Source organism: Streptomyces sp. NPDC008317, assembly GCF_042955955.1.
Classification (GTDB): Bacteria; Actinomycetota; Actinomycetes; order Streptomycetales; family Streptomycetaceae; genus Actinacidiphila.
On record NZ_JBIBFQ010000003.1, the window covers coordinates 143,213 to 164,427 of the forward strand.

At 72.1% G+C, this 21,215-nt stretch carries 18 protein-coding genes and 1 riboswitch; of the genes, 6 read left to right on the forward strand and 12 right to left on the reverse strand.

Features of this window, described 5'->3' with window-relative positions; translation table 11 throughout:
* Positions 1-22: 22 nt before the first annotated feature.
* From ribH to ACFY9V_RS10555, 6 genes are all read right to left on the reverse strand, one after another.
* Positions 23-508 carry a 6,7-dimethyl-8-ribityllumazine synthase gene (gene ribH / locus ACFY9V_RS10530; protein ID WP_188279812.1) on the reverse strand — a complete coding sequence of 162 codons (486 nt, stop codon included), beginning with the start codon at positions 506-508 and terminating at the stop codon, positions 23-25.
* Positions 509-678: 170 nt separating this feature from the next.
* On the reverse strand, positions 679-1,971 hold the full coding sequence (locus ACFY9V_RS10535; RefSeq protein WP_391160747.1) for a bifunctional 3,4-dihydroxy-2-butanone-4-phosphate synthase/GTP cyclohydrolase II: 1,293 nt from the start codon (positions 1,969-1,971) through the stop codon (positions 679-681).
* Positions 1,968-2,660, reverse strand: coding sequence for a nicotinamide riboside transporter PnuC (locus tag ACFY9V_RS10540; protein WP_188279813.1), 693 nt, complete (start codon positions 2,658-2,660; stop codon positions 1,968-1,970). The genes ACFY9V_RS10535 and ACFY9V_RS10540 overlap by 4 nt, the downstream gene beginning before the upstream one ends.
* Positions 2,657-3,289 (reverse strand): riboflavin synthase, encoded by a 633-nt coding sequence (locus tag ACFY9V_RS10545; RefSeq protein WP_355347085.1) that lies wholly within the window; start codon positions 3,287-3,289, stop codon positions 2,657-2,659. The genes ACFY9V_RS10540 and ACFY9V_RS10545 overlap by 4 nt, the downstream gene beginning before the upstream one ends.
* A 1-nt stretch (position 3,290) precedes the next feature.
* A complete protein-coding gene (gene ribD / locus ACFY9V_RS10550; RefSeq protein ID WP_391160749.1) occupies positions 3,291-4,418 on the reverse strand; it encodes a bifunctional diaminohydroxyphosphoribosylaminopyrimidine deaminase/5-amino-6-(5-phosphoribosylamino)uracil reductase RibD in 1,128 nt (375 codons plus the stop codon).
* Between the two features lie 149 nt (positions 4,419-4,567).
* A riboswitch (FMN riboswitch) is annotated at positions 4,568-4,698 on the reverse strand.
* 69 nt (positions 4,699-4,767) lie between these two features.
* The gene (locus ACFY9V_RS10555) at positions 4,768-5,973 is read right to left on the reverse strand and encodes an ROK family transcriptional regulator (protein WP_355347079.1); all 1,206 of its coding nucleotides are present in this window, start codon (positions 5,971-5,973) and stop codon (positions 4,768-4,770) included.
* Positions 5,974-6,157: 184 nt separating this feature from the next.
* Here ACFY9V_RS10555 and ACFY9V_RS10560 point away from each other — a divergent pair, with 184 nt between their 5' ends.
* Positions 6,158-7,387 carry an MFS transporter gene (locus ACFY9V_RS10560; RefSeq protein ID WP_391160751.1) on the forward strand — a complete coding sequence of 410 codons (1,230 nt, stop codon included), beginning with the start codon at positions 6,158-6,160 and terminating at the stop codon, positions 7,385-7,387.
* Between the two features lie 378 nt (positions 7,388-7,765).
* Here the strand turns inward: ACFY9V_RS10560 and ACFY9V_RS10565 are convergent, their stop codons facing one another.
* Entirely contained in the window at positions 7,766-8,608 is an 843-nt protein-coding gene (locus ACFY9V_RS10565) for a helix-turn-helix transcriptional regulator (protein ID WP_355347073.1), read from the reverse strand.
* Positions 8,609-8,761: 153 nt separating this feature from the next.
* Between ACFY9V_RS10565 and ACFY9V_RS10570 the strand changes: the two genes are divergently transcribed.
* Together ACFY9V_RS10570 and ACFY9V_RS10575 are read left to right on the forward strand one after the other, a co-directional pair.
* The gene (locus tag ACFY9V_RS10570; protein WP_391160753.1) at positions 8,762-9,625 is read left to right on the forward strand and encodes an NAD-dependent epimerase/dehydratase family protein; all 864 of its coding nucleotides are present in this window, start codon (positions 8,762-8,764) and stop codon (positions 9,623-9,625) included.
* A gap of 128 nt (positions 9,626-9,753) precedes the next feature.
* Positions 9,754-10,428, forward strand: a complete 675-nt coding sequence (locus ACFY9V_RS10575) for a DUF5995 family protein (protein ID WP_391160756.1) — start codon at positions 9,754-9,756, stop codon at positions 10,426-10,428.
* A 16-nt stretch (positions 10,429-10,444) separates the two neighbouring features.
* On the opposite strand, the gene ACFY9V_RS10580 is transcribed toward ACFY9V_RS10575, so the two are convergent.
* From ACFY9V_RS10580 to ACFY9V_RS10600, 5 genes are all read right to left on the reverse strand, one after another.
* On the reverse strand, positions 10,445-12,157 hold the full coding sequence (locus ACFY9V_RS10580) for an FAD-dependent oxidoreductase (protein ID WP_391050599.1): 1,713 nt from the start codon (positions 12,155-12,157) through the stop codon (positions 10,445-10,447).
* A 77-nt stretch (positions 12,158-12,234) separates the two neighbouring features.
* Entirely contained in the window at positions 12,235-13,035 is an 801-nt protein-coding gene (locus ACFY9V_RS10585; protein ID WP_355347061.1) for a carbon-nitrogen hydrolase family protein, read from the reverse strand.
* A gap of 294 nt (positions 13,036-13,329) precedes the next feature.
* Positions 13,330-14,346: a PRC and DUF2382 domain-containing protein gene (locus ACFY9V_RS10590; RefSeq protein WP_355347058.1), complete on the reverse strand. Its 1,017-nt coding sequence runs from the start codon at positions 14,344-14,346 to the stop codon at positions 13,330-13,332.
* Positions 14,347-14,478: 132 nt separating this feature from the next.
* On the reverse strand, positions 14,479-14,937 hold the full coding sequence (locus tag ACFY9V_RS10595; protein ID WP_391160759.1) for an AsnC family transcriptional regulator: 459 nt from the start codon (positions 14,935-14,937) through the stop codon (positions 14,479-14,481).
* A gap of 133 nt (positions 14,938-15,070) precedes the next feature.
* Positions 15,071-16,510 carry a GuaB1 family IMP dehydrogenase-related protein gene (locus ACFY9V_RS10600; protein ID WP_355347052.1) on the reverse strand — a complete coding sequence of 480 codons (1,440 nt, stop codon included), beginning with the start codon at positions 16,508-16,510 and terminating at the stop codon, positions 15,071-15,073.
* Between the two features lie 362 nt (positions 16,511-16,872).
* Between ACFY9V_RS10600 and ACFY9V_RS10605 the strand changes: the two genes are divergently transcribed.
* The 3 genes from ACFY9V_RS10605 to ACFY9V_RS10615 all read left to right on the forward strand — a co-directional run bounded on the left by ACFY9V_RS10605 (position 16,873) and on the right by ACFY9V_RS10615 (position 20,796).
* Entirely contained in the window at positions 16,873-17,784 is a 912-nt protein-coding gene (locus ACFY9V_RS10605) for a MurR/RpiR family transcriptional regulator (protein WP_355347049.1), read from the forward strand.
* A gap of 255 nt (positions 17,785-18,039) precedes the next feature.
* Entirely contained in the window at positions 18,040-19,494 is a 1,455-nt protein-coding gene (locus tag ACFY9V_RS10610; RefSeq protein ID WP_391160761.1) for a hypothetical protein, read from the forward strand.
* A 396-nt stretch (positions 19,495-19,890) separates the two neighbouring features.
* On the forward strand, positions 19,891-20,796 hold the full coding sequence (locus ACFY9V_RS10615; RefSeq protein ID WP_391160763.1) for a neutral zinc metallopeptidase: 906 nt from the start codon (positions 19,891-19,893) through the stop codon (positions 20,794-20,796).
* Positions 20,797-21,215: the final 419 nt, after the last annotated feature.

A 21,215-nucleotide genomic window follows, 5' to 3' on the forward strand; every position in this document is an offset into this window, starting at 1 on the left:
CCTACGGGGAACCGCCGCCTGCTCAGCGCCAGGGTTCGGAGACCGAGCGCAGGATGGTGGCCGTGGCGACGGCCGCGGTGACCGCTTCGTGCCCCTTGTCCTCATTCGAGCCCGGCAGTCCGGCGCGGTCCAGCGCCTGCTCCTCGGTGTCGCAGGTGAGGACGCCGAAGCCGACGGGCACGCCGCTGTCCACGGCGACCTGGGTCAGCCCGGCGGTGACGCCGTGGGAGACGTACTCGAAGTGCGGGGTGCCGCCGCGGATGATGACGCCGAGCGCCACGATCGCGTCGTAGCCGCGGCCGGCCAGCACCTTGGCGACCACGGGCAGTTCGAAGCTGCCGGGCACGCGCAGCAGCGTCGGCTCGTCGATGCCGAGGTCGTGCAGGGCGCGCATCGCCCCGTCGACCAGGCCGTCCATCACCTGGGTGTGCCACTGCGCCGCGATCACGGCCACACGCAGGTCGCCGCAGTTCTTCACGGTCAGCTCGGGGGCGCCCTTACCGCTCACTTCTCTCCTCGGTGCTCGATGTGCTGTCGTGCCGGTTGTATCAAGCTGATCGCCCGTATCAAGGCCATCAGGTGTCTCATGGCAATCGTCCGTATCAGGACGTGGTCAGGACATGCTCGGAACATAGTCGGGACGCGCTTCGGACGCGCGGTCCCGCCGACCCGGCCGGGCTACTGGTTGGCGCAGGTGGTGCTCTGGCCCGCGTCGAGCCACGGCAGGTCGTGACCCATCCGGTCCCGCTTGGTCCGCAGATAGCGCAGATTGTGCTCCCCGGCGGCGACCGGCATGGGTTCCCTGCCGAGGACGTCGAGGCCGTGCCGGACCAACGCGCCGGTCTTGGCGGGGTTGTTGGTCATCAGCCGCAGCGAGCCGACCCCGAGGTCGGTGAGGATCTGCGCGGCGGCGCCGTAGTCGCGTGCGTCGGCGGGCAGGCCGAGTTCGAGGTTGGCGTCCAGGGTGTCCCGGCCGCGCTCCTGGAGTTCGTACGCGCGCAGCTTGGACATCAGGCCGATGCCCCGGCCCTCGTGGCCGCGCAGGTACAGCACCACGCCCCGGCCCTCCTCGGCGACCTTGCGCAGCGCGGTCTGGAGCTGCGGGCCGCAGTCGCAGCGCTGCGAGCCGAAGACGTCACCGGTCAGGCACTCGGAGTGCACCCGGACCAGGACGTCGGTGCCGTCGCCGATGTCGCCCGCGACCAGCGCGATGTGCTCGACGCCGTCGGTGGTGGAGCGGTAGCCGAAGGCGCGGAAGTCGCCGAAGGCGGTGGGCAGCGTCGTCTCGGCCTCGCGGCGGACGGTGGGCTCCGACGAGCGGCGGTACGCGATCAGGTCCTCGATGGAGATGATCGACAGACCGTGCTTGCGGGCGAAGGGCACCAGTTCGGGCAGCCGGGCCATCGTGCCGTCCTCGCGGGCGATCTCCACGATGGCGGCGGCCGGGTGCAGTCCGGCGAGCCGGGCCAGGTCCACGCCCGCCTCGGTGTGGCCGTTGCGGACCAGGACGCCGCCGGGCCTGGCGCGCAGCGGGAAGACGTGTCCCGGCCGGACGAAGTCGGTGGCCCGCGAGGCGGGGTCGGCCAGCAGCCGTATCGTGGCGGCCCGGTCGGCGGCCGAGATGCCGGTGGTGACGCCGTGCTCGGCGCTCGCGTCGACCGTGACGGTGAAGGCGGTGCGCATCGACTCGGTGTTGGCGTCGACCATCTGCGGCAGGTCGAGCCGGTCGAGGTCGGGGGCCTCCAGCGGTACGCAGATCAGCCCGCGGCACTCGGTCATCATGAAGGCGACGATCTCGGGCGTGACCTTCTGCGCGGCCACGACGAGGTCGCCCTCGTTCTCCCGGTCCTCGTCGTCCACCACCACGACCGGGCGGCCCGCGGCGATGTCGGCGATGGCCTGTTCGACCGGGTCGAGCACCAGGTCACCGTCCTCGTACCAGTCGTTGTGCAGTGCGGTCACGGCGTTCATGCCGTCACTCCCTCCGGAACGGTGTTCTGCGAGGTGGAGTCGGAAGCGGCTGCGTCGGAAGCGGTGGTGGCCGCGGCGGCCCTGGTCTGCTGCCACCAGGCGTACATCCCGACGATCACCAGGAAGAAGTAGATGATGTAGACCAGGCCCGAGAACGGCAGCCCGCTGTGGAAGTTGAGCGGTACGCCGACGGCGTCGACCGCCAGCCAGGCGAACCAGAACTCGACCCAGCCGCGCGCCTGGGCGACCATCGCCGCCAGCGTCCCGACGAAGATGTACGCGTCGGGCCACGGGTTCCAGGACAGCGACGGGTAGGCGAGGAAGAGCGAGGCGACGGCCACGGTGCCGAGCCCGGTGGCGACGACGAGCACCGCGCGCTCGCGCCAGGTGGCGAAGCGGACCGCGAGCCGTCCGCTGCCGTCCCGGCCGCGCCGCCACTGGTACCAGCCCCACACGGCGACGGTGATCACCACGAACTGCTTGCCGACGCCGCCGCCGAGGTGCGCGGCCCAGAAGGCGGCCACCAGCACGGCACCGGAGAGCAGTTGGACCGGCCAGGTGAGCATCGCGCGCCGCCAGCCCAGCGCCAGCGCGCCGAGACCGAGCAGATTGCCGATCATGTCCGACCACATCACGTGCTGGTCGAAGGCGGTGAATGCCTCGCTGTTCAACCAGTGCAGGGCGCTCACTTCACGGCCTCCGGTTCCGGATCCTGCCCGGTGACGGCCGCGCGCTCGCCCAGCATCCGCTCGACGTACTTGGCGATGACGTCCACTTCGAGGTTGACCGGGTCGCCGGGCTGCTTGAGGCCGAGCGTGGTCAGCGCGAGGGTGGTCGGGATGAGGCTGACGGTGAAGAAGTCGGCGCCCGCCTCCACCACGGTCAGGCTGATGCCGTCGACGGTGATGGAGCCCTTCTCGACCACATAGCGGGACAGGTCGTCGGGGAGCGAGATCTTGACGATCTCCCAGTGCTCGGCGGGCTTGCGCTCGACGACCTCGCCGGTGCCGTCCACATGGCCCTGGACGAGGTGGCCGCCGAGCCGCCCGCCCAGTGCCATCGGACGCTCCAGGTTGACCCGCGAGCCGGGGCCGAGCGCGCCGAGGCTGGAGCGGTTCAGCGTCTCGGCCATCACGTCGGCGGTGAAGTCGTCCTCGCCGAAGTCGACCACGGTCAGGCAGACGCCGTTGACGGCGATGGAGTCGCCGTGTTTGGCGCCTTCGGTCACGACGGGTCCGCGGACCCGGAAGCGGCTGGCGTCGCCCAGGTCCTCGACGCCGGTGATCTCACCCAGTTCTTCGACGATTCCGGTGAACACTTCAGCGCTCCTGAGGAGAGTGGGAGGAGTGGGACACGGCCGGTACGGCCGTGACGCGCACGTCGGGCCCGAGGCGGGCGACATCGGTCACGTCGAGCCGCAACGTCTGCGCGATGGTGGTGATTCCTGCGTCGCCGAGCGCGTTGGGCCCGGCGCCGAGCAGCGCGGGCGCCAGGTACGCGGTGACCGCGTCGACGGCTCCGGCGGCGACGAACGCCCCGGCCAGTGTCGGCCCGCCCTCCAGCAGTACCGAGCGCACCCCGCGCGTGTGCAGTGCGGCCAGGAGCGCGGCCACGTCGACGCCGCCGCCCTCCGTACCGTCCTCGGTCCTGGCGTAGGGCAGACGTACGGTGTCGACGCCCGGCAGGTGGGAGGTGTCGGCGTCCTCGCCGACGGCGATGAGGGTCGGTGCCGCGTCGTCCAGCACGCGGGCGTCGGCGGTGGTACGGGCCCGGGTGTCGACCACGACGCGCAGCGGCTGGGTCACCCCGTCGATACCGCGTACGGCCAGATGGGGGTCGTCGGCCCGCAGGGTGCCGGAGCCGACCACGACGGCGTCGGACTCCGCGCGCAGCCGGTGCACGTCGGCGCGGGACTCGGCGGAGCTGATCCAGCGGCTCGAACCGTCGGCCGCGGCGATCCGGCCGTCGAGGGTGGCGGCGTACTTCCAGCGCACGTACGGGCGGCCGAGGCGGACCGAGGTGAGCCAGGCGACGTTGACCGCCTCCGCCTCGTCCCGCAGGAGTCCGCTCTCGACCTCGACGCCCGCCGCGCGCAGGGTGGCGGCGCCACCGGAGGCCGACGGGTTGGGGTCGGCGACCGCGTAGACCACGCGGACGATCCCGGCCTCGATGAGCGCCTGGGCGCAGGGGCCGGTACGGCCGGTGTGGTTACAGGGTTCGAGCGTGACCAGGGCGGTGCCGCCCCTGGCCCGCTCACCGGCCGCGAACAGCGCGTGCACTTCCGCGTGCGGGCCGCCGGCCCGCTGGTGCCAGCCCTCGCCGACCCGGGCGCCCTCGGCGTCGAGGATCACGCAGCCGACGACCGGGTTGGGGGCGGTGTCTCCGAGCGCGCGGGCCGACAGCGCGACAGCGCGTCGCATCGCGTCGGTTTCCGTGGCGGTGGCCACCGGGTCCTCCTGCCTCTTCGGGCACGGACTCCGGGGCGTTGGGATGCTGAGCGGGGAAACCGAACCATCGCGTACGCCGGTGACGGCCGCGGACCGCTCGCGCTGTGCGCGCGGGGCCGCTGACGGCGGCGTACCCGAGTGAACGCCCGCCGCGCACTGCCTCCCATCCGGACTTTCACCGTCGGTCCAGGAATTTCACCTGGTCAACCGGCCGCTGGCTGCGGACGGGTCGCGGACTGTAACCGCCGGTTCGGAATTACACCGACCCCGGAGTGCGCAAACGTCACTGGTACGGCACCAGTGTGCCACGCACACCCCCGCGGCCTCCAGGGCGTCCGTGTGCCCTGCCTCACACCGCGGGGGCGAACAGCTCCTCCTGGGCCGCGTCGGTGGCGGTGACCACGGCCCCGCGCAGGACGGCGCCGCCGTGCACGGCGCTGGCCCGTACGACGGTCGGCAGCGGCGAGATGCGTCCGAGGCACTCGGCGACGCGTTCGGCCAGGGCGGCCCCTCCGGCCTGGGCGACCTCACCGGCGAGGACGACCCGTCCGGGGTCGAGCACGGCGCAGATGGCGGCGGCCCCGACGGCGATCCGCGTGGACAGCTCGGCGAGGAAGCCTTCGGTGGCGGCGCCTCCGGCGAGCGCGGCGGTGACGGCCGCCGCGGCCCCCTCGGCCTCGTCGGCGCCCCCGACGGGGATTCCGTGCTCGCGGGCGAGCGCGCAGACGGCGCGGCTGCCGACCAGCCCGTGGTAGCCGTTGTCGCAGTCGGTGGCGGTCGGCAGTTCGGGGGTGCCGAGCAGCGGGAGGAAGCCGACCTCGCCGGCTCCGCCCGACGCGCCGCGGCGCAGTTTGCCGTCGAGGACGACGGCGGCGCCGACTCCCCCGCCGATCCAGAGCAGGACGAAGGTGTCGTCGTTCCGCGCGGCGCCGACGCGCTGTTCCGCGACGGCGGCGAGGTTGACCTCGTTCTCCAGCAGCACGGGCACGCCGAGCCGGGAGCGGATCTCGTCGACCAGGTCCGCGTGCCAGGAGCGCAGCGCGTTGGCGGCGCGCAGCCGTCCGGTCTCCGGGTCGACGAGGCCGGGCGCGCCGCAGGCGACGGTGTGGAGTTCGGTGGCGCCCGCGGTGCGGATGGCGCGGCGCAGCAGGGCCACGCCCTCGGCCACGGTCCCGGCCGGGTCGGCCCCGTCCGGCACGTGCAGGTCGGCGCGGGCGACGGTGCGGCCGAGGAGGTCGGCGATCTCCACGCCGATGCTCTCGACGCGGATGTCGAGTCCGGCGACGTACGCCCGGTCGGCGACGATGCCGTACACCCGCGCGTTGGGCCCGCGTCTGTCCTCGCCCGCCTCGCCGACCACCTCGATCAGTCCGGAGTCCTGGAGCCGCTCGACGAGGTCGGCGACGCTCGGCCGGGACATTCCGGTGAGTTCCTTCAACTGCCCCGCGGTGAGCGGGCCTTCCTGCTGGAGGAGGCGCAGGGCGAGGCGGTCGTTGATGGCGCGGGCGGTGCGCGGTGACGCGTTGCGGCCCGGAAGCGCGCGGGTGACGGTCATGCGGGGATCCTTCCAGACCGGGGCGGTGGGCCCGTACGCCGTACGGCTTCCCGGAGCGGGTGCTCGACGGGAGCGCGGACTGATCGAGCCCGTGAACCCGTAGAGCCGTCGGCCCGGCAACCCGGTCTCCTGGCGGCCGATGACCCCTTAACTTTCAGGGAGCCTTCCTGATAGTTTACGCCGCATGAAAACCGCCGCCGCCGACGACAAGACGGCTCCGTCCCGGATCCGCCGGGCCCATATGGCCATCGCCATCGCGTTCGCCGTCCACGGCGCGGCGAGCGGCACCTTCGCCACCCGTATCCCGTGGATCAAGGACCATCTGTCCCTGAGCCCCGGCGCTCTCGGTCTGGCGCTGGCCTGTCCCGCGATCGGCTCGTCGCTGATGATGCCGCTGGCGGGGCGGCTGATGCACCGCCTCGGCTCCCGTACCGCGCTGCGCGTCCTGCTCGGGATGTGGACGGCCGTACTGGCGCTGCCCGCGGTCATGCCGGGCCTGCCGTGGCTGTGCCTGGCGCTGCTCGCCTTCGGGGCCAGCGCGGGCATGGCGGATGTCGTCATGAACGCGATCGGCATCGAGGTGGAGCACCGCAAGGGCAAGTCGATCATGTCGGGGCTGCACGGCATGTGGAGCGTCGGCACCCTGGTGGGCGCGGCGATCGGCGTGCCCGCGGCGCACGCGGGGCTCGACGGCAGGATTCATCTGGGCGCGATGGCCGCGGCGCTGCTGGTGGCGAGTTATCTGATCTGCGCCGGGGTGCCCGACATCCGGCCGGACGCGGACCAGGCCGCGCCGCCGCGCTTCGCCCTGCCGCCGCGCACGGCGCTCGTGATCGGGGCGATCGGCTTCTGCGGGGTGTTCGCGGAGGGCGGCAGCTCCGACTGGTGCGCGGTCTACCTGCGCGATGTCGCCGGGGCCTCACCCGGCATCGCGGCGGTCGCGTACACCGCGTTCTCCTGCACGATGGCGGTCACCCGGCTCTTCGGCGACTTCGCGGTACGGCGGCTGGGCGCGGTACGGACGCTGCGGTCGGGCGGGGTGCTCGCCACCCTCGGCGGTCTGCTGGTGGTGCTCTCGCACTCGCCGCTGCCCGCCATCGCGGGCTTCGCGCTGCTCGGCATCGGGATATCCGTGGTCGTGCCGCTGTGCTTCGCCGCCGCCGGGCGCAGCGGCCCCAATCCGAGCCAGGCCATCGCGGGCGTCGCCACCGTCACGTACACCTCGGGCCTGGTCGCCCCGGCCGCGATCGGCGGTATCGCCGGGGCCACCTCGCTGACGGTCTCCTTCACGCTGGTCACCGTCCTCACCCTCGGCCTGGTGGTGGGTGCGGGCGTCGTCCGCCCGGCCGCGGGCAAAACGGTCACCGGCTCCTCCCCCGCGCCCGCGCCGGGGGTCGCCGCCGCGGCCGACTGATCCGGTACGGGGACGGCCGGGCGAGGCCGTACGGTCCCGCTCGGCCGTCCCCTTAAGGCGAACACGTCGACGGGGCACTCGGCACGCGGGGTGGCGGCACGGTCCGGAACGTCCGGGAAGCCCCTGGGAATCCCGGGGAATCGAAGGTCCGGCGGGCACGCACGGGGGATTCGTGCCCGCCGGACCGTGTCTTCACGTTAGCGGCCCTTCACTCACTGTTGGGCATACCCGGGGGCAAATCATGCCGCGGGAATACGCCATGGCACAGGCGCGCCTCCATACCCCTTACGTAGGCACCATCGCCCGTACGTACGAAGGGAGTTGGGCCGTGACAGTCACATTCCGCGGCGCGCCGGGGACGACGGTCCGGGGACCGTTTCAGCCGACGGCCAGGTCCTGGAGGCCGACCACCTTGAGCAGCCGCAGCCGCTCGTACGCGGCGCTGCCGGGGCGCGCGGTGTAGACGATCAGCCGCTGGTCGTGCTCGGGGCTGAGCAGCACCTCGCAGTCCAACTCCAGCTCCCCGACGACCGGATGGCGGAAGCGCTTGGTGTCCGAGCGGCGCACCGCGACCTCGTGGTCGTCCCACATCCGGGCGAACTGCGGGCTCTGCGCCCGCAGTTCGGCGACGAGCGCGGCCGGGCGCGGGTCGTCGGGGCGGGCCGCGAGCACGGCGCGCAGATTCGCCACATGGTGACGGGCCAGCGTCTCGTGGTCCTCCTCGGGGAACAGCGCGCGGGCGGAGGGGTCGGTGAACATCCGCCGTACGACATTGCGCAGCGCGGGCGGCCGCGCCGACACGTCGCCGAGCAGGGCCGCGGCCATCGCGTTCTGCGCGAGGACGTCGCCGAAGTCGCTCACCACCTGCGCGGGCGTGTCGTGCAGCCGGTCGAGGACCAGCAGCAGCCCCGGCCTGACGTGCCCGCTGCCGCCCGCCTCGCGCGGCGGCTCCTCCCCCGACAGGTGGAACAGGTGGTCCCGCTCGTCCGCGGTCAGCCGCAGCGCGCGGGCCAGTGCGGTGAGCATCTGGCGCGAGGGGCGCGGGCCGCGGGACTGTTCGAGCCGCGTGTAGTAATCCGCCGACATCCCGGCGAGCTGGGCGACCTCCTCGCGGCGCAGCCCCGGCGTGCGGCGCCTGACCCCCTCGGCCAGGCCCACGTCGGCGGGGGCGAGGCGGGTGCGGCAGCGGCGCAGGAAGTCGGCGAGCTCGGGTCGGTTCACCCTTCCAGCATGCGTCCGCGCGGCGCGGCTATCCAGGGAGTGCCACTCCCCGGATAGAGAGGTCTCTGCCGCCCGCGCTCCGGGCCGCGCAGGGTGGGAGACAGCGGCGGAACACCGGGTCCCGCCGCAGGTCCGCACCACGAGGAGCACCCCATGAAGATCCTGGTCACCGGCGCGACGGGACAGGTCGGACGCCGGTTCGTACCCCGCCTGCTGCAACGGGCGGGGACCGCCGACACCGTACGCGTCCTGGTACGCGACGAGGCGCGCGCGGAGCCCTTCACCCGGCTCGGCGCGGAGGCGGTGGTCGGCGAGCTGCGTGACGCCGACGACGTCCGCGAGGCCGTGTCGGGCGCCGACGCCGTGCTCAACATCGCCGCCGCCTTCCGCGGTGTCCCCGACGAAGAGGCGTGGGCCGTCAACCGCGACGCCGCGCTCGGCCTCGGCCGCGCCGCCGCCGACGCGGGCGTGGGCCGTTTCGTGCAGGTCAGCACCACCTTGGTGTACGGCGCGGGCCGCGGCCGACCGGCCGTCGAGGACGACGAGACGCTGCCCGGCGCCTCCCTGTGGGGCGCCTATCCCGCCGCCAAGCGCGAGGCCGAGGTCGGGCTGCTCGCCCTCGGCCGCGACAGCGGGGTCGACGTGCGCGTCGGGCGGCTCTCCTTCGTCTACGGCGAGGGCGATCCGCACCTGCCGCAGGCGCTGCGGTGGGCCCAGGACTGGCCCGCCCACCGCCGGATGTCCATGGTCCACCACGCCGATGTCGCCCAGGGTCTCCTGCGCGTCCTGTACGCCCCCGGTGTGGCCGGGCGGATCTACAACATCACCGACGACGCGCCGGTCACCGCCCTCGACATCCACTGGATCAACGGGGCCGAGGTGCCTGCCAGTATGGCCGACCGCCCCCTCGCCGACCCCTGGGAGGGCATCTCCTCCCCCCTCCGCATCCACCACGAGCTGGGCTTCCGCCCCCTCCACCCCACCGTCTGGTCCGCCGCCGCGGCGGGCGCCCTCTAAGCGGCGCGTCCGGCGCCGCACCCGCACAGGCGCGCCCGCCGGCGAACTCTGATCCGCACGGGTGGTGCGGGCGGCGAAACCGGTCGCGCCGCGGGCTCGGGGGTGGAGCGGGCCGGGAGGGTGGGGGGATGCGGACGACGGACGAGGATATCGCCTCGGTGGTGGGGCGGATGCGGCGGGTGGGGGGCCGCCGCGACGGACTGGGCGTGTTCAACGCCGTGTACGTGGAGGTGACACGCGCGGTGGGGCGGCAGTTGGCCGCGAACGGTTTCGAGGACGCCGAGACGGCGGCCCGGTTGGCGGTGCGGTTCGCGAACCGCTACCTCAAGGCCGTCGAGGACGACGCCGGGGGAAGGCAAGCGCCGGCGTCCTGGCGGCCCCTGCTCCGTATGCGCGCCCACCGCGACATCCACCCGCTCCAGTTCGCGCTGGCGGGCGTCAACGCCCATGTCGGCCACGACCTTCCCCTGGCGGTGGTCGACACCTGCCGCGCCACCGGCTGTGAACCCCCCGCCCTGGCCGCCGACTTCGACCGTGTCGGCGAGATCCTGACCGCCGTCGAGGAGCGCGTGCGCGAAGAGCTGATGCCCGGCCCCGACCTGCTCGAACTCGCCGATCCGCTGACCCACGTCGTGGGTTCGTGGAGCCTGGACCGGGCGCGGGACGCGGCCTGGGCGGCGGCCCGGCTGCTGTGGGCGCTGCGCGACCGGCCGGACGCGTACGAGGAGTGCGTGCGCCGCCTGGACGCGGGCGTCGGCCTGATCGGCCGCTGCCTGCTCACGCCGGTGGGCCGTCGCAGCTGACGTACCGGTCCGGTACTTAGTCCTCCGGCAGCAGCACCGGTGCGATCTCGTCGTAGCGGTCGCCGGGACCGGGATTCAGCGGGTCGGTCGCGCCGCCGAGGTGCCGCATGACACCCCACACCGCGTTGAGCGCGGTCTGCACAGCGCCCTCGGCCCAGCCCGCGGTCCAGGAGATGTCGTCGCCCGCGAGGAAGATGCCGCGCTTGTCGGCGGGCAGCCGGTCCTGCATGAAGTGGGTGAACAGCCGCCGCTGGTACCGGTAGTGGCCGGGCAGGTTGGCCTTGAACGCGCCCATGAAGTACGGCTCGTTCTCCCAGGAGACCGTCACCGGATTGCCGATGATGTGCCTCCTGATGTCGACGCCCGGGTAGATCTCGCCGAGCGACTTCAGCATGACCTCCATGCGCTCGTGGGCGCTGAGCGGCAGCCACTTGAGGCTGTCGTCGCACCAGGTGTACGACAGGCAGATCGCGGCGGGCCGGTCGGGTCCGTCGTCCAGCAGGTACGTGCCGCGGGTCATCCGGTCGGTGAGCGTCATCGACATCAGGTCGCGGCCGGTCCGCGGGTCCTTGTCCAGCCAGAACGGCCGGTCCACCGGCACGAAGAGCTTGCTGGACTCCATGTAGTGGGTGCGCTCCATCGCCGTCCAGTGGTCGATCGGGAAGAGCGAGTCGTCGCAGGCGATCTTGGACAGCAGCAGCCAGCTCTGCGCGGTGAAGACGGCGGCGCGGTACGTACGGATGTCCCCCGACGCGTCGGTGACGGTGATCCGGTTGCCCGCGGTGCGGTGCAGCCCGGTCACGGCCGGGCGCGGCCGGCCGTCGCGGGCTGCGTGCAGCGAGCGCAGCGAGGTGCCCTTCGGCCAGTGCACGGTCTTGTCGGGCTCGCGTTCCCACAGTCGCAGCGGGAGTTGCTGCGAGCCGCCGACGATCCCGCGGTGGTCGTCGTCCGCGCCGGTGTAGACGACCCGCAGGATCTCCAGGATCGAGTTGGGGAAGTCGGTGTCCCAGCCGCCGGTGCCGAAGCCGACCTGCCCGAAGATCTCCCGGTGCCGGAAGGACGCGAAGGCCGGGGAGTCGCACAGGAAGCCGTAGAAGGTCTGGTTGTCCAGCTTCTCGACCAGTGCCGACCAGATCTCCCGGATCACGGGGATGTCCCGCTCGCGCAGGGCCCGTTGCATCGCGGAGAAGTCGGCGCCGTCCTCCAGGCACGCGTTCCAGGCGTGCATCACCTGGTGGTAGACCTCGGGAAGGTCGTCCACCGAGGTGGCGTAGTGCGACTCGCCCTTGAGGTCCACGACGGTCGAAGGCGTGCCGGGCGCGAGCGGGTTGGGGAACGGCTTGGTCTCCAGGCCCACCAGGTCCACGTAGTGCTGGAAGGCGGTGGACGAGGGCGGGAAGCGCATCGCGCCCAACTCCGCGGTGAGGCCGGGGTCGCAGCCGTCGAAGCCGACCGTGCGCAGCCGCCCGCCGATCTGGTCCGCCTCGTAGACGACGGGCTTGAGGCCCATCTTCATCAGTTCGTACGCGGTGACGATGCCGGACAGGCCGCCGCCGATGACCGCGACCTCCGTGCCGTGCTCGGTGGGCGGCACCGCGCCGAGGCCCGCGGGGTGCGCCAGGAAGTCGTCGTAGGCGTAGGGGAAGTCAGGCCCGAACATGGTGACGGGCGGCTGCTCCTGGGCTTCGGCGTGCTGCTCGTCGTGGACCGCGGTGGGCACGGACGTCATGGGCGGCTCTCCTGGCTGAACTGGCGTGCGGGAAAAGGGGGGTTACGGGCGCTCGCGGGGCACTCCGGCGCGCGGGCTCAGCCGAGCGCGCGGTACAACTCCGGGCGGCGGTCGGCCAGATACGGCGTCTCCGCGCGGGCGGCGTCGATCAGCGCCGGGTCCACATCGGCGAAGACCAGTTCCTCGCCGGTCCCGGCCCGCGCGCGCACCGCGCCGTCCGGTCCGACGAGGCAGCTCAGCCCCGCGAAGTGGTAATCGCCCTCGGCCCCGCAGCGGTTGGCGTACGCCAGGTGCAGCTGGCTCTCGTACGCGCGGGCCGGGACGAGGGTGTGCGGCACGAATTCGTACGGCCGCATCAACGCGGTCGGCACGACGAGGAGTTGGGTGCCGCCGAGCGCGTGCGCCCGTACCGCCTCGGGGAATTCCACGTCGTAGCAGATCAGCAGCCCGATCCGTACGCCGTCGACGTCGGCCTGTACGACGGGTGTGTCACCGGCGGTGAAGGCGGACCGCTCGAAGTCCCCGAACAGGTGCGTCTTGCGGTAGTTGGCGAGCGGGGCGCCGTCCGGGCCGATCAGCCGCGCCGCGTTGTGCACGGCCGTACCGTCCCGCTCGGGGTAGCCGTAGACGATGGCGATCCCGTACCGGGCGGCGATCTCCGCCACCCGCCGCGCCGACGGTCCGTCGGCCTCCTCGGCCAGCGCCGCGAGGCGGTCGCCGACCGCGTAGCCGGTCAGCGACAGCTCGGCCGTCACCAGCAGCCGCGCTCCCCCCTCGGCGGCCCGTCGAGCCGCCTCCTCGAACCCGGCGAGCGCCGCGTCCACCGACTCGGGTACGCCGCCCGGCCCCTGATACAGCGCAGCGCGCAACGGTGCCATGAGTCTCTTTCGCCTGTTCAGAGGGGGTGTACGGGACTCCTTCGACAGTACGGTTCCGTGCGCGGCGGCGGCAAGACGCGATCATTGCGGCTGCTGCCGCTGTTCGTTGCGTCTTGTCCGGCACTACCGGCGATTCGTTGCGCCGGGTCGCCGCTGAGGGGCTCGCGCGGCGCGAGCTGAGGGGCTCGCGGGGCGCGTCCTGGGGGCACGGAAGCGGGCCCCCACCCCGGGATTCAGGGGTGGGGGCCCGCTCGCGTGGTGCGGTGAGGCCGTTCGACCGGCCGTCAGGTCGGTTCAGCTACCGAAGCGGCGGTCCTTGCGGCCCTGCTCACCCTCGTAGCCGCTGGTCTCCTCGGTGGTCGCGGGACTCGTGTCGGTCTCGATCCGCTCCTTGCGGACCCGGCCGTGCACGGTCTTCTGCTCGACGTGCTCGTCGACGCGCATGCGGACGCGCTCCTTCGGCACGACCTCGGTCTCGATGATCGCCTTGTCCTCGTGGAGGGTGACGACCTGTTCGGCCTCGCTGATGTCGCCCGTACGGCCCGCGGCGGTCTTCGGGTCGATGGGCTCACGGACGAGGTGGACCTCTTCGTGCCGGATCGGCACCGTCTGCTCGACTTCCTCGACGTCCACGACCTTGTGGAGCCGCGCCTGGCCGATGGTCTCCCGCTCGACCCGGACGTGCATCTCCTCCTCGGAGCGGATCATGGTCTCGCTCTCGGGGTCGAGACCGTCCGCGGCGAGGCGCTGCGGTGCGCCCGAGGCCATGGCGGGCGTGTCCTTGCCGGTGGAGGCGACCGGCGCGCCCGCGCGGGCCGCGGCGGTCTTGTCGGTGCTCGGCGCTCCGGTGTCCGCGGTCCGCGCGTGACGGCCAGCGGCGGTGCCTGCGGCCACTCCGGCGGCACCGGCCGTACCGGCGGCGGCTCCGGCCTTCGCGTCGCCGGTCCCGGCGCCCTGCCCGTTCGCGGCGCGGCCCACGGACCCGCCGGACCTGGCTTCCATGCCGTAGTAGCGGTAGAGGTTCTGCTCCTCCGACGCCGAGAGGTGTCCGCCCGAGTCCACGTCCACATTGGGCGCGCCCTTGACCTGGTCCTTCTCGTACGGAACCTCAAGATGGTCCTCGACCAGGCGGGCGGCACGCGTCGGCACGAATGTCTCGTTGTTGCCGAAGAAACCGGTCTTCACCGCGACCCACTCGACTTCGCCCGTGGCGTCGTCCAGGTACAGGTGGGCGGCTTCGCCGATCTTCTTCCCCTGAGCGTCATGCACCGCATGGCCCATGACCTTGGGAATCTGCTCACGCGTGATCATGTCGCCTCCTTCGTGCTGCCGGGGCCGATCTGGCCTCAGTACCCGTTGTACCCCGATCGGGTGACTTCAGCCACAATTCGCATGATTTGCGACATTACCCAACTTATGCCTCGGCAGGCGCACTCCGCGCTCTCACTCCGGGGCGCCTGCGCCGTAGCGGCGCAGCAGCGGGGAGAGGATCAGCACGGATTTGGTGCGGGTCACGAACGGCTCCCCCGCGATCTTCTCCAGCACCTGCTCGAAGTGCCGTACGTCGGAGGCGAAGACCTGGACCACGGCGTCCGCCTCGCCGGTGACAGTGGAGGCGGACGCGACTTCCGGGTAGCGGGCCAGGCCGCGCCTGATGTCGCCCGGCGAGGTGTTGTGGCGGCAGTACAGCTCCACCAGCGCCTCGGTCTGCCAGCCGAGCGCGGCGGGGTCGACCCGTACGGTGAAACCGGTGATCGCGCCCGCCGCCAGCAGCCGGTCCACGCGGCGTTTGACGGCGGGCGCGGACAGGCCCACTTGGGCGCCGATGTCCGCGTAGGACCGCCGGGCGTCCTCGGCCAGGGCGTGCACGATGCGTTCGTCGAGATCGTTGAGCGGCTTCACAGCTCGCAGGATAGAGACATCTCCGACGACTCGGGACCAAGGCCCCCTGGCGACACCGGGACGGGCACCGGCGAGGGCACCGGTACCGGCGCGGGCACGGGCACCTGCGAAGGCACCGGCGCCCGACCCCGCGTCAGTTCCAGCTCGCGTGCAGCGGCTTGCCCTCCGCGTAGCCCGCCGCGCTCTGGATGCCGACGATCGCCTTCTCCGCGAACTCGTCGAGCGAGGCGGCCCCGGCGTACGTGCAGGAGCTGCGCACCCCGGCGATGACCGAGTCGATCAGGTCCTCGACGCCCGGCCGGGCCGGGTCGAGGAACATCCGCGAGGTGGAGATGCCCTCCTCGAACAGCGCCTTGCGCGCCCGGTCGTACGCCGACTCCTCGCTCGTACGGTTGCGGACCGCGCGCGCCGAGGCCATGCCGAAGGACTCCTTGTACAGCCGCCCGTCGGCGGCCTGCTGGAGGTCGCCCGGCGACTCGTACGTACCGGCGAACCAGGAGCCGATCATCACGTTGGACGCGCCCGCCGCCAGCGCCATGGCGACATCGCGCGGGTGCCGGACGCCGCCGTCGGCCCAGACGTGCTTGCCGTGCTTGCGCGCCTCCGCGGCGCACTCCATGACGGCGGAGAACTGCGGGCGGCCGACGCCGGTCATCATGCGGGTGGTGCACATGGCGCCGGGTCCGACGCCGACCTTGATGATGTCGGCGCCCGCCTCGATCAGGTCGCGGACGCCCTCGGCGGCCACGATGTTGCCCGCCACGATCGGCACCCGCGGGTCGAGCGCGCGCACGGCGCGTACCGCCGCGAGCATCGACTCCTGGTGGCCGTGCGCGGTGTCGACGACCAGGGTGTCCACCCCGGCGTCCAGGAGCTGCTTGGCCTTGCCCGCCACGTCGCCGTTGATGCCCACGGCCGCGGCGATCCGCAGCCGCCCGTTCGCGTCGACGGCGGGCTCGTACAGCGTGGCGCGCAGCGCGGCCTTGCGGGTCAGGATGCCGACGAGCAGGCCCTGGGCGTCCACGGCGGGCGCCAGCTTGCGGTGCGCGTCCTCCAGCCGGTTGAACGCCTCGCGCGGGTCGATGTCCGCGTCGAGCAGCAGCAGGTCCCTGGACATGACCTCGGAGAGCTGCGTGAAGCGGTCCACGCCGCTGAGGTCGGACTCGGTGACGACGCCGACCGGCCGCCCGTCCTCGACCACCACGCCCGCGCCGTGCGCCCGCTTGGGCAGCAGGGACAGCGCGTCGGCGACGGTCTGGGAGGGGGCGAGCGTGATCGGGGTGTCCAGCACCAGATGGCGCTGCTTGACGTAGGCCACGACATCGGCGACCACGTCGTGGGGGATGTCCTGCGGGATGACGACGAGGCCGCCGCGCCTGGCCACGGTCTCGGCCATCCGGCGGCCCGCGATGGCCGTCATATTGGCCACGACCAGGGGGATGGTGGTGCCCGTCCCGTCAGGGGACCTGAGGTCCACACCCTGGCGGGAACCGACCGCGCTGCGGCTCGGCACCATGAAGACGTCGTCGTACGTCAGGTCGTACGGCGGCCGAATATCGTTGAGGAATTTCACGCTGTTGCTCCCACCTGCGGCTTTGCCTTGCAGGCGAGCCGAAGTCAGCACGGAACCAGCACGGTGGCACTGGTCAGTACCTCGTCCATCACACGCTTCAGCTTGTCGTCCGAGCCCGGGGTCAGGTGACCATAGATGTCCGCGGTTATCTGAATTGTAGAGCGCCCCGACCAGCGGGAGACCTCCAGGAGGGACACCCCGTCGAGGCCGCCGCGCAGGGGCCTGCCGGAGGAGGTCCGCGGCGTACCGGAGCGAGCAGGCTGAATCTGTCAGTCTGCATGGTCGATACACGATGAATGACATAATCGCATGGCATCATGGCCTTTCGGACGGCCGGCAGGTGTGAGCGATCGGGGACCCGTATGGAGGCCAAGGGCTACGGCCACGCGGGAGCGCGTATTGATGTCACAGCGCTGATCCGAGCCGAGCTGCCGCACCTGACGGGCTCACTGCGGAAAGTGGCCGAGCTGGTGCTCGCCGACCCCAACTCCGTGATCGGCTGCTCGGCCGCCGAGCTGGGGCGGCGCACCGGCACGTCCCAGCCTACGGTGACGCGGTTCTGCCGTGCGGTGGGCCTGGAGTCGTACCAGCATCTGCTGATCGAACTGGTCCGTGAGAGCGCGCGCGGCGACGAGCCCGCCTGGGGCACCTCGGAGATCGGGCCGGACATCTCCCCCGACGACGACTTGCGGCGGGTGGTCACCGTCGTCGGCCAGGCAGATCTCGGCGCGGTGCAGCGGACGTTGGACACCATCGACCTGGCGTCGCTTGAGCGCGCGGCCCAGGCGGTCGCCCGAGCGCGGCGGATCGACGTGTACGGCGTCGGCGGCAGCGGCGCGGTGGCGGTGGAGACCGAGCTGCGGCTCTTCGGGATCGGATGCGCGGTGCGCGGGTGGAACGAGGTGCACGCCGCCACGACGTCGGCGGCCCTGCTCACCCCGGCCGATGTCGCCATCGGCATCTCTCACTCCGGATCGACCCGGGAGACGATCGAGCCGTTCGAACTCGCCCGCGCACGGGGCGCCACCACAGTGGCGATCACCGCCGACCACAGGTCACCGCTGGCGCGGGCCGCTGAGGTCCGGCTGATCTCCGCAACCGCCGAGACCTCCTTCCGCGCCGGCAGCATCGGAGCCCGGCACTCGGTGCTGGTGCTGATCGACTGCTTGTACGTGCGCGTGGCGCAGCTGTCGTACGGCCGGGCCAGCGCGTCCATGGCGCTCACCGGGCACATCCCGGGCGACCACATGGTGAAGGGGCGCCGCGGGCGCTGAGTTTCAGCGCCCTGAGTTCAGTGCGCCCGAGTTTCAGTGCGCCGAGTTCAGTGCGCCGAGTCCGTCTGCCGATACCGGGGCGCGGGCGCGGCGGTGCACGCCGCGTCCTGCATGATTCATTCATCATTTCTGCGCATCGTGGTTGATTGAACCACCATCGTCTGCCAGCATGTGTGCGTCCGCCACGGTCGCCGGTGCACCGATGGGACCTTCAGCCCCCTCCCCGCTCCCGCGTTCCAACGATCGGAGTAGGCCATGCCAGAACAGAACTCCTCCCTCTCCAGCGCTTCACAGCCGATGCACCGCCGGACGCTGCTACAGGCCGCGGGCCTGGGCGCCGGTGTACTCGCCGCGGGCGGACTGGCCGCCAACCGGGCGGCGGCCGCGCCGGGGCCCGGCGACCCGACCGCCGGGGCGCTGAGTTCGGTGGGGGCCGGAGACGGCACGCACGCCGCCGGCGCGGCGGACTCTTCCGCCGCGAGCGTGGACCTTCCGCTCACCGGAGGGCCGGACTTCCCGATCGGGCTGTTCTGGCCGCCGCACCCGTACGAGACCACGCTCGACCGCTACCAGGAGATCAAGGACGCCGGGTTCACCTTCCTGATCACCGGCAACTACCAATTCGATCCGCAAAGCGGCGGCTACGCCTTGCAGATGGCCGACCAGGTGGGCCTGAAAGTGCTGATCTCGGGCGACCCCCGGATCCAGGCGATCGCGCAGTATCTGTCGGTCACCGATGACCGGAGCGTGCCGTCCTCGCTCACCACCGCTGACGCGACGTCATGGGTGCGTGCGGCACTGGCCAGTTACGCGAACCACCCCTCGCTCGCCGGGTTCAACGTCTTCGACGAACCGGCCCAGTCCAGATTCCCCACGGTCGGGGCGCTCACCGGCATCGTGCGTGACGTCGCACCGGGGCTGCTGCCGTACTCCAACCTCGTGCCGGGTAACGGCCCGGACTACGCGGCCTTCGTGCAGGCGTACATCGACACCGTCAAGCCGCCGCTGATCTCGTTCGACCGGTACCCGATCCTCACCGACGGCATAGACCTCAACTACTTCGACAACTGGGCGATCTACCGCGAGGCGTCGCTGAAGTCCGGTCTGCCGGCGTGGACGTTCATCCAGTCGGTCGGCTACAACAACCACCGGGTGCCCACCGCCTCGCAGTTGGCCTGGCAGACCAACATCAGCCTGGCGTACGGCTGCAAGGGCATCCAGTACTTCACCTACTGGACGCCGGACCCCGCCCGTGGCGAGGGTTTCACCAAGGCGCTGATCACCGCCGACGGCAAGCAGACCCCGCTGTACGGCGCGGCCCGCAGGCTGAACCGCACCTGGCTCCAGCCGGTCGGCCGCCAACTCAAGCCGCTCCGCTCGGAGTCGGTCCAACACGCCAACGACGACCCGCTGCCGCCGAGCGCGGTGGCCTTCACCCCGGGCGACCACCTGACCTCGGCCACCGGGGACGCCGCCGTCATCGGTCTCTTCAGGAACACGCAGGACGACGGCACCCGCTACCTGCTCGTGGCCAACCGCAACCCCGACGCCCCCGCCTCGGTGCGGCTCGGCGTCAACCAGGCGCACGTCGGAAGCGTGGCGACCTTCGAGCCGGCCACCGGCCGCTACCGCGGAGCGGCCCAGCACGGCACGCTGAAGGTCCACCTCAAAGCGGGCGCGGCGGCGCTCTACCGCCTGTCGCCGCGCTGAGTCCGGAGGCTGAGCGGCACTGGGCGGCCCCGGCCCGCCCGCACACCATGTGCGGGCGGGCCGAGCCATGCGGGGGGGCACGGCCGTCGGCGACGGACGCCTCGCGGTAACGGGTCGTCCCGTACGTCGGCGCCTCGATCACGGGCCGGTACCCGCCCGACCGTTCCGATATGAGAGCCGCATGGGACACCCGCCCCGCCGACTGACCCGCGGCGTCCCCCCGCACGGTCGACTCTCCCGGGTCGGTGATCCAGGTGGCTGTCCGCCGGGAGGGCTTCCGGCGGACGGCGACCCCTCGGAACACGGTCCGGGCACAACCAGATGAGGTCTGTTCGGCTGGGTAGACGCCCCCGGTGAGACACGGCGTACCGGCGTGTTGTGAGGGAGAGTCAGCTGATGCAGTTCGACGACGATGCCGCCCTGGACACCTCCGAGGTGCAGGACAACCGAGGCGGCACACGGGGCGGGATTCCCGGTGGCGGAAAGACCGTGGGCGGTGGGGTGGTAGGGCTGCTGGTCGTGATCGCCTCTGTGGTGTTCGGGGTGGACCCCGGTCTGCTCAGCTCGGGCGGCACCTCTGACAGCGCCGCGCGATCCGGCGGCTCCCAGGGCGTCGCGCCCGGCGATCTCGCGGCGAACTGCCGGACCGGGGCGGACGCCAACAAGAAGGACGACTGCCGGATCGTGGCCGTGGTCGACAGCGTCCAGGCATTCTGGAAGCAGACGGAGACAGCCGCAGGAAAGTCCTACACCCAGGCGCCGACCCTGCTGTTCACCGACAGGGTCAACACCGGTTGCGGGGAGGCGACGTCGGAGGTCGGCCCCTTCTACTGCTCCGCCGACGACAAGGTCTACCTCGACCTCGGGTTCTTCGACGAGCTCACAGGCAAGTTCGGTGCCAAGGGAGGCCCGTTCGCCGAGGCATACGTCATCGCGCACGAATACGGACACCACATTCAGGACCTCAGCGGCACCATCTCGCGCGGCAGCGGCCAGGGCGAGAACAGCGGCTCGGTGAAACTCGAACTCCAAGCCGACTGCTACGCCGGAGTGTGGGCCCACCACGCCACGACCACCCCGGACCCGGCGAGCGGAAAGCCGCTGATCACCGACCTGACGCGGTCCGACATCACTGTGGGCCTGGACGCGGCGGCCGCTGTCGGCGACGACCGTATCCAGCAGAAGTACCAGGGCAAGGTCACGCCGGACACTTGGACCCACGGCTCGTCGGCGCAGCGCCAGCAGTGGTTCACCAAGGGCTACACCTCCGGAGCCGTCTCGGCCTGCGACACCTTCGCCTGAGAGGTCAGCTCGTCCGGCCCCGTCCGCGGTGAGCGCGGACGGGACATGCCGAACACCCGATACCGCGCGCGGACAACGCCGTGCGCGGCGCGGAATGAGCGCCGCGTTCCTGCACGCTGAATGTCAAATGATGTCAATGCCGCTGAATGCCACTGCCCCTGAATGCCAGTGCCGGGGTCGCCCCGGCCCGGTCGCGGGCACTGGAGCGCTGCCCGCTGGAGGTGGAACCGCTGGTGATGCGGGCGGCGCCCCAGCATTGTCATCCTGTCCCGGAATATCCGGTGTACCCGTCATCGGAGAACGTTGTCGCAATACGACTGAGCGGTGGGGGGCCCCCCCCCCGGGGGCCCCCCCCCCCCGGGGGGGGCGCGGCGGCGCGACCACCCGGGCCAAACCCCCCCCCGGCCCCCCGCCAAGAG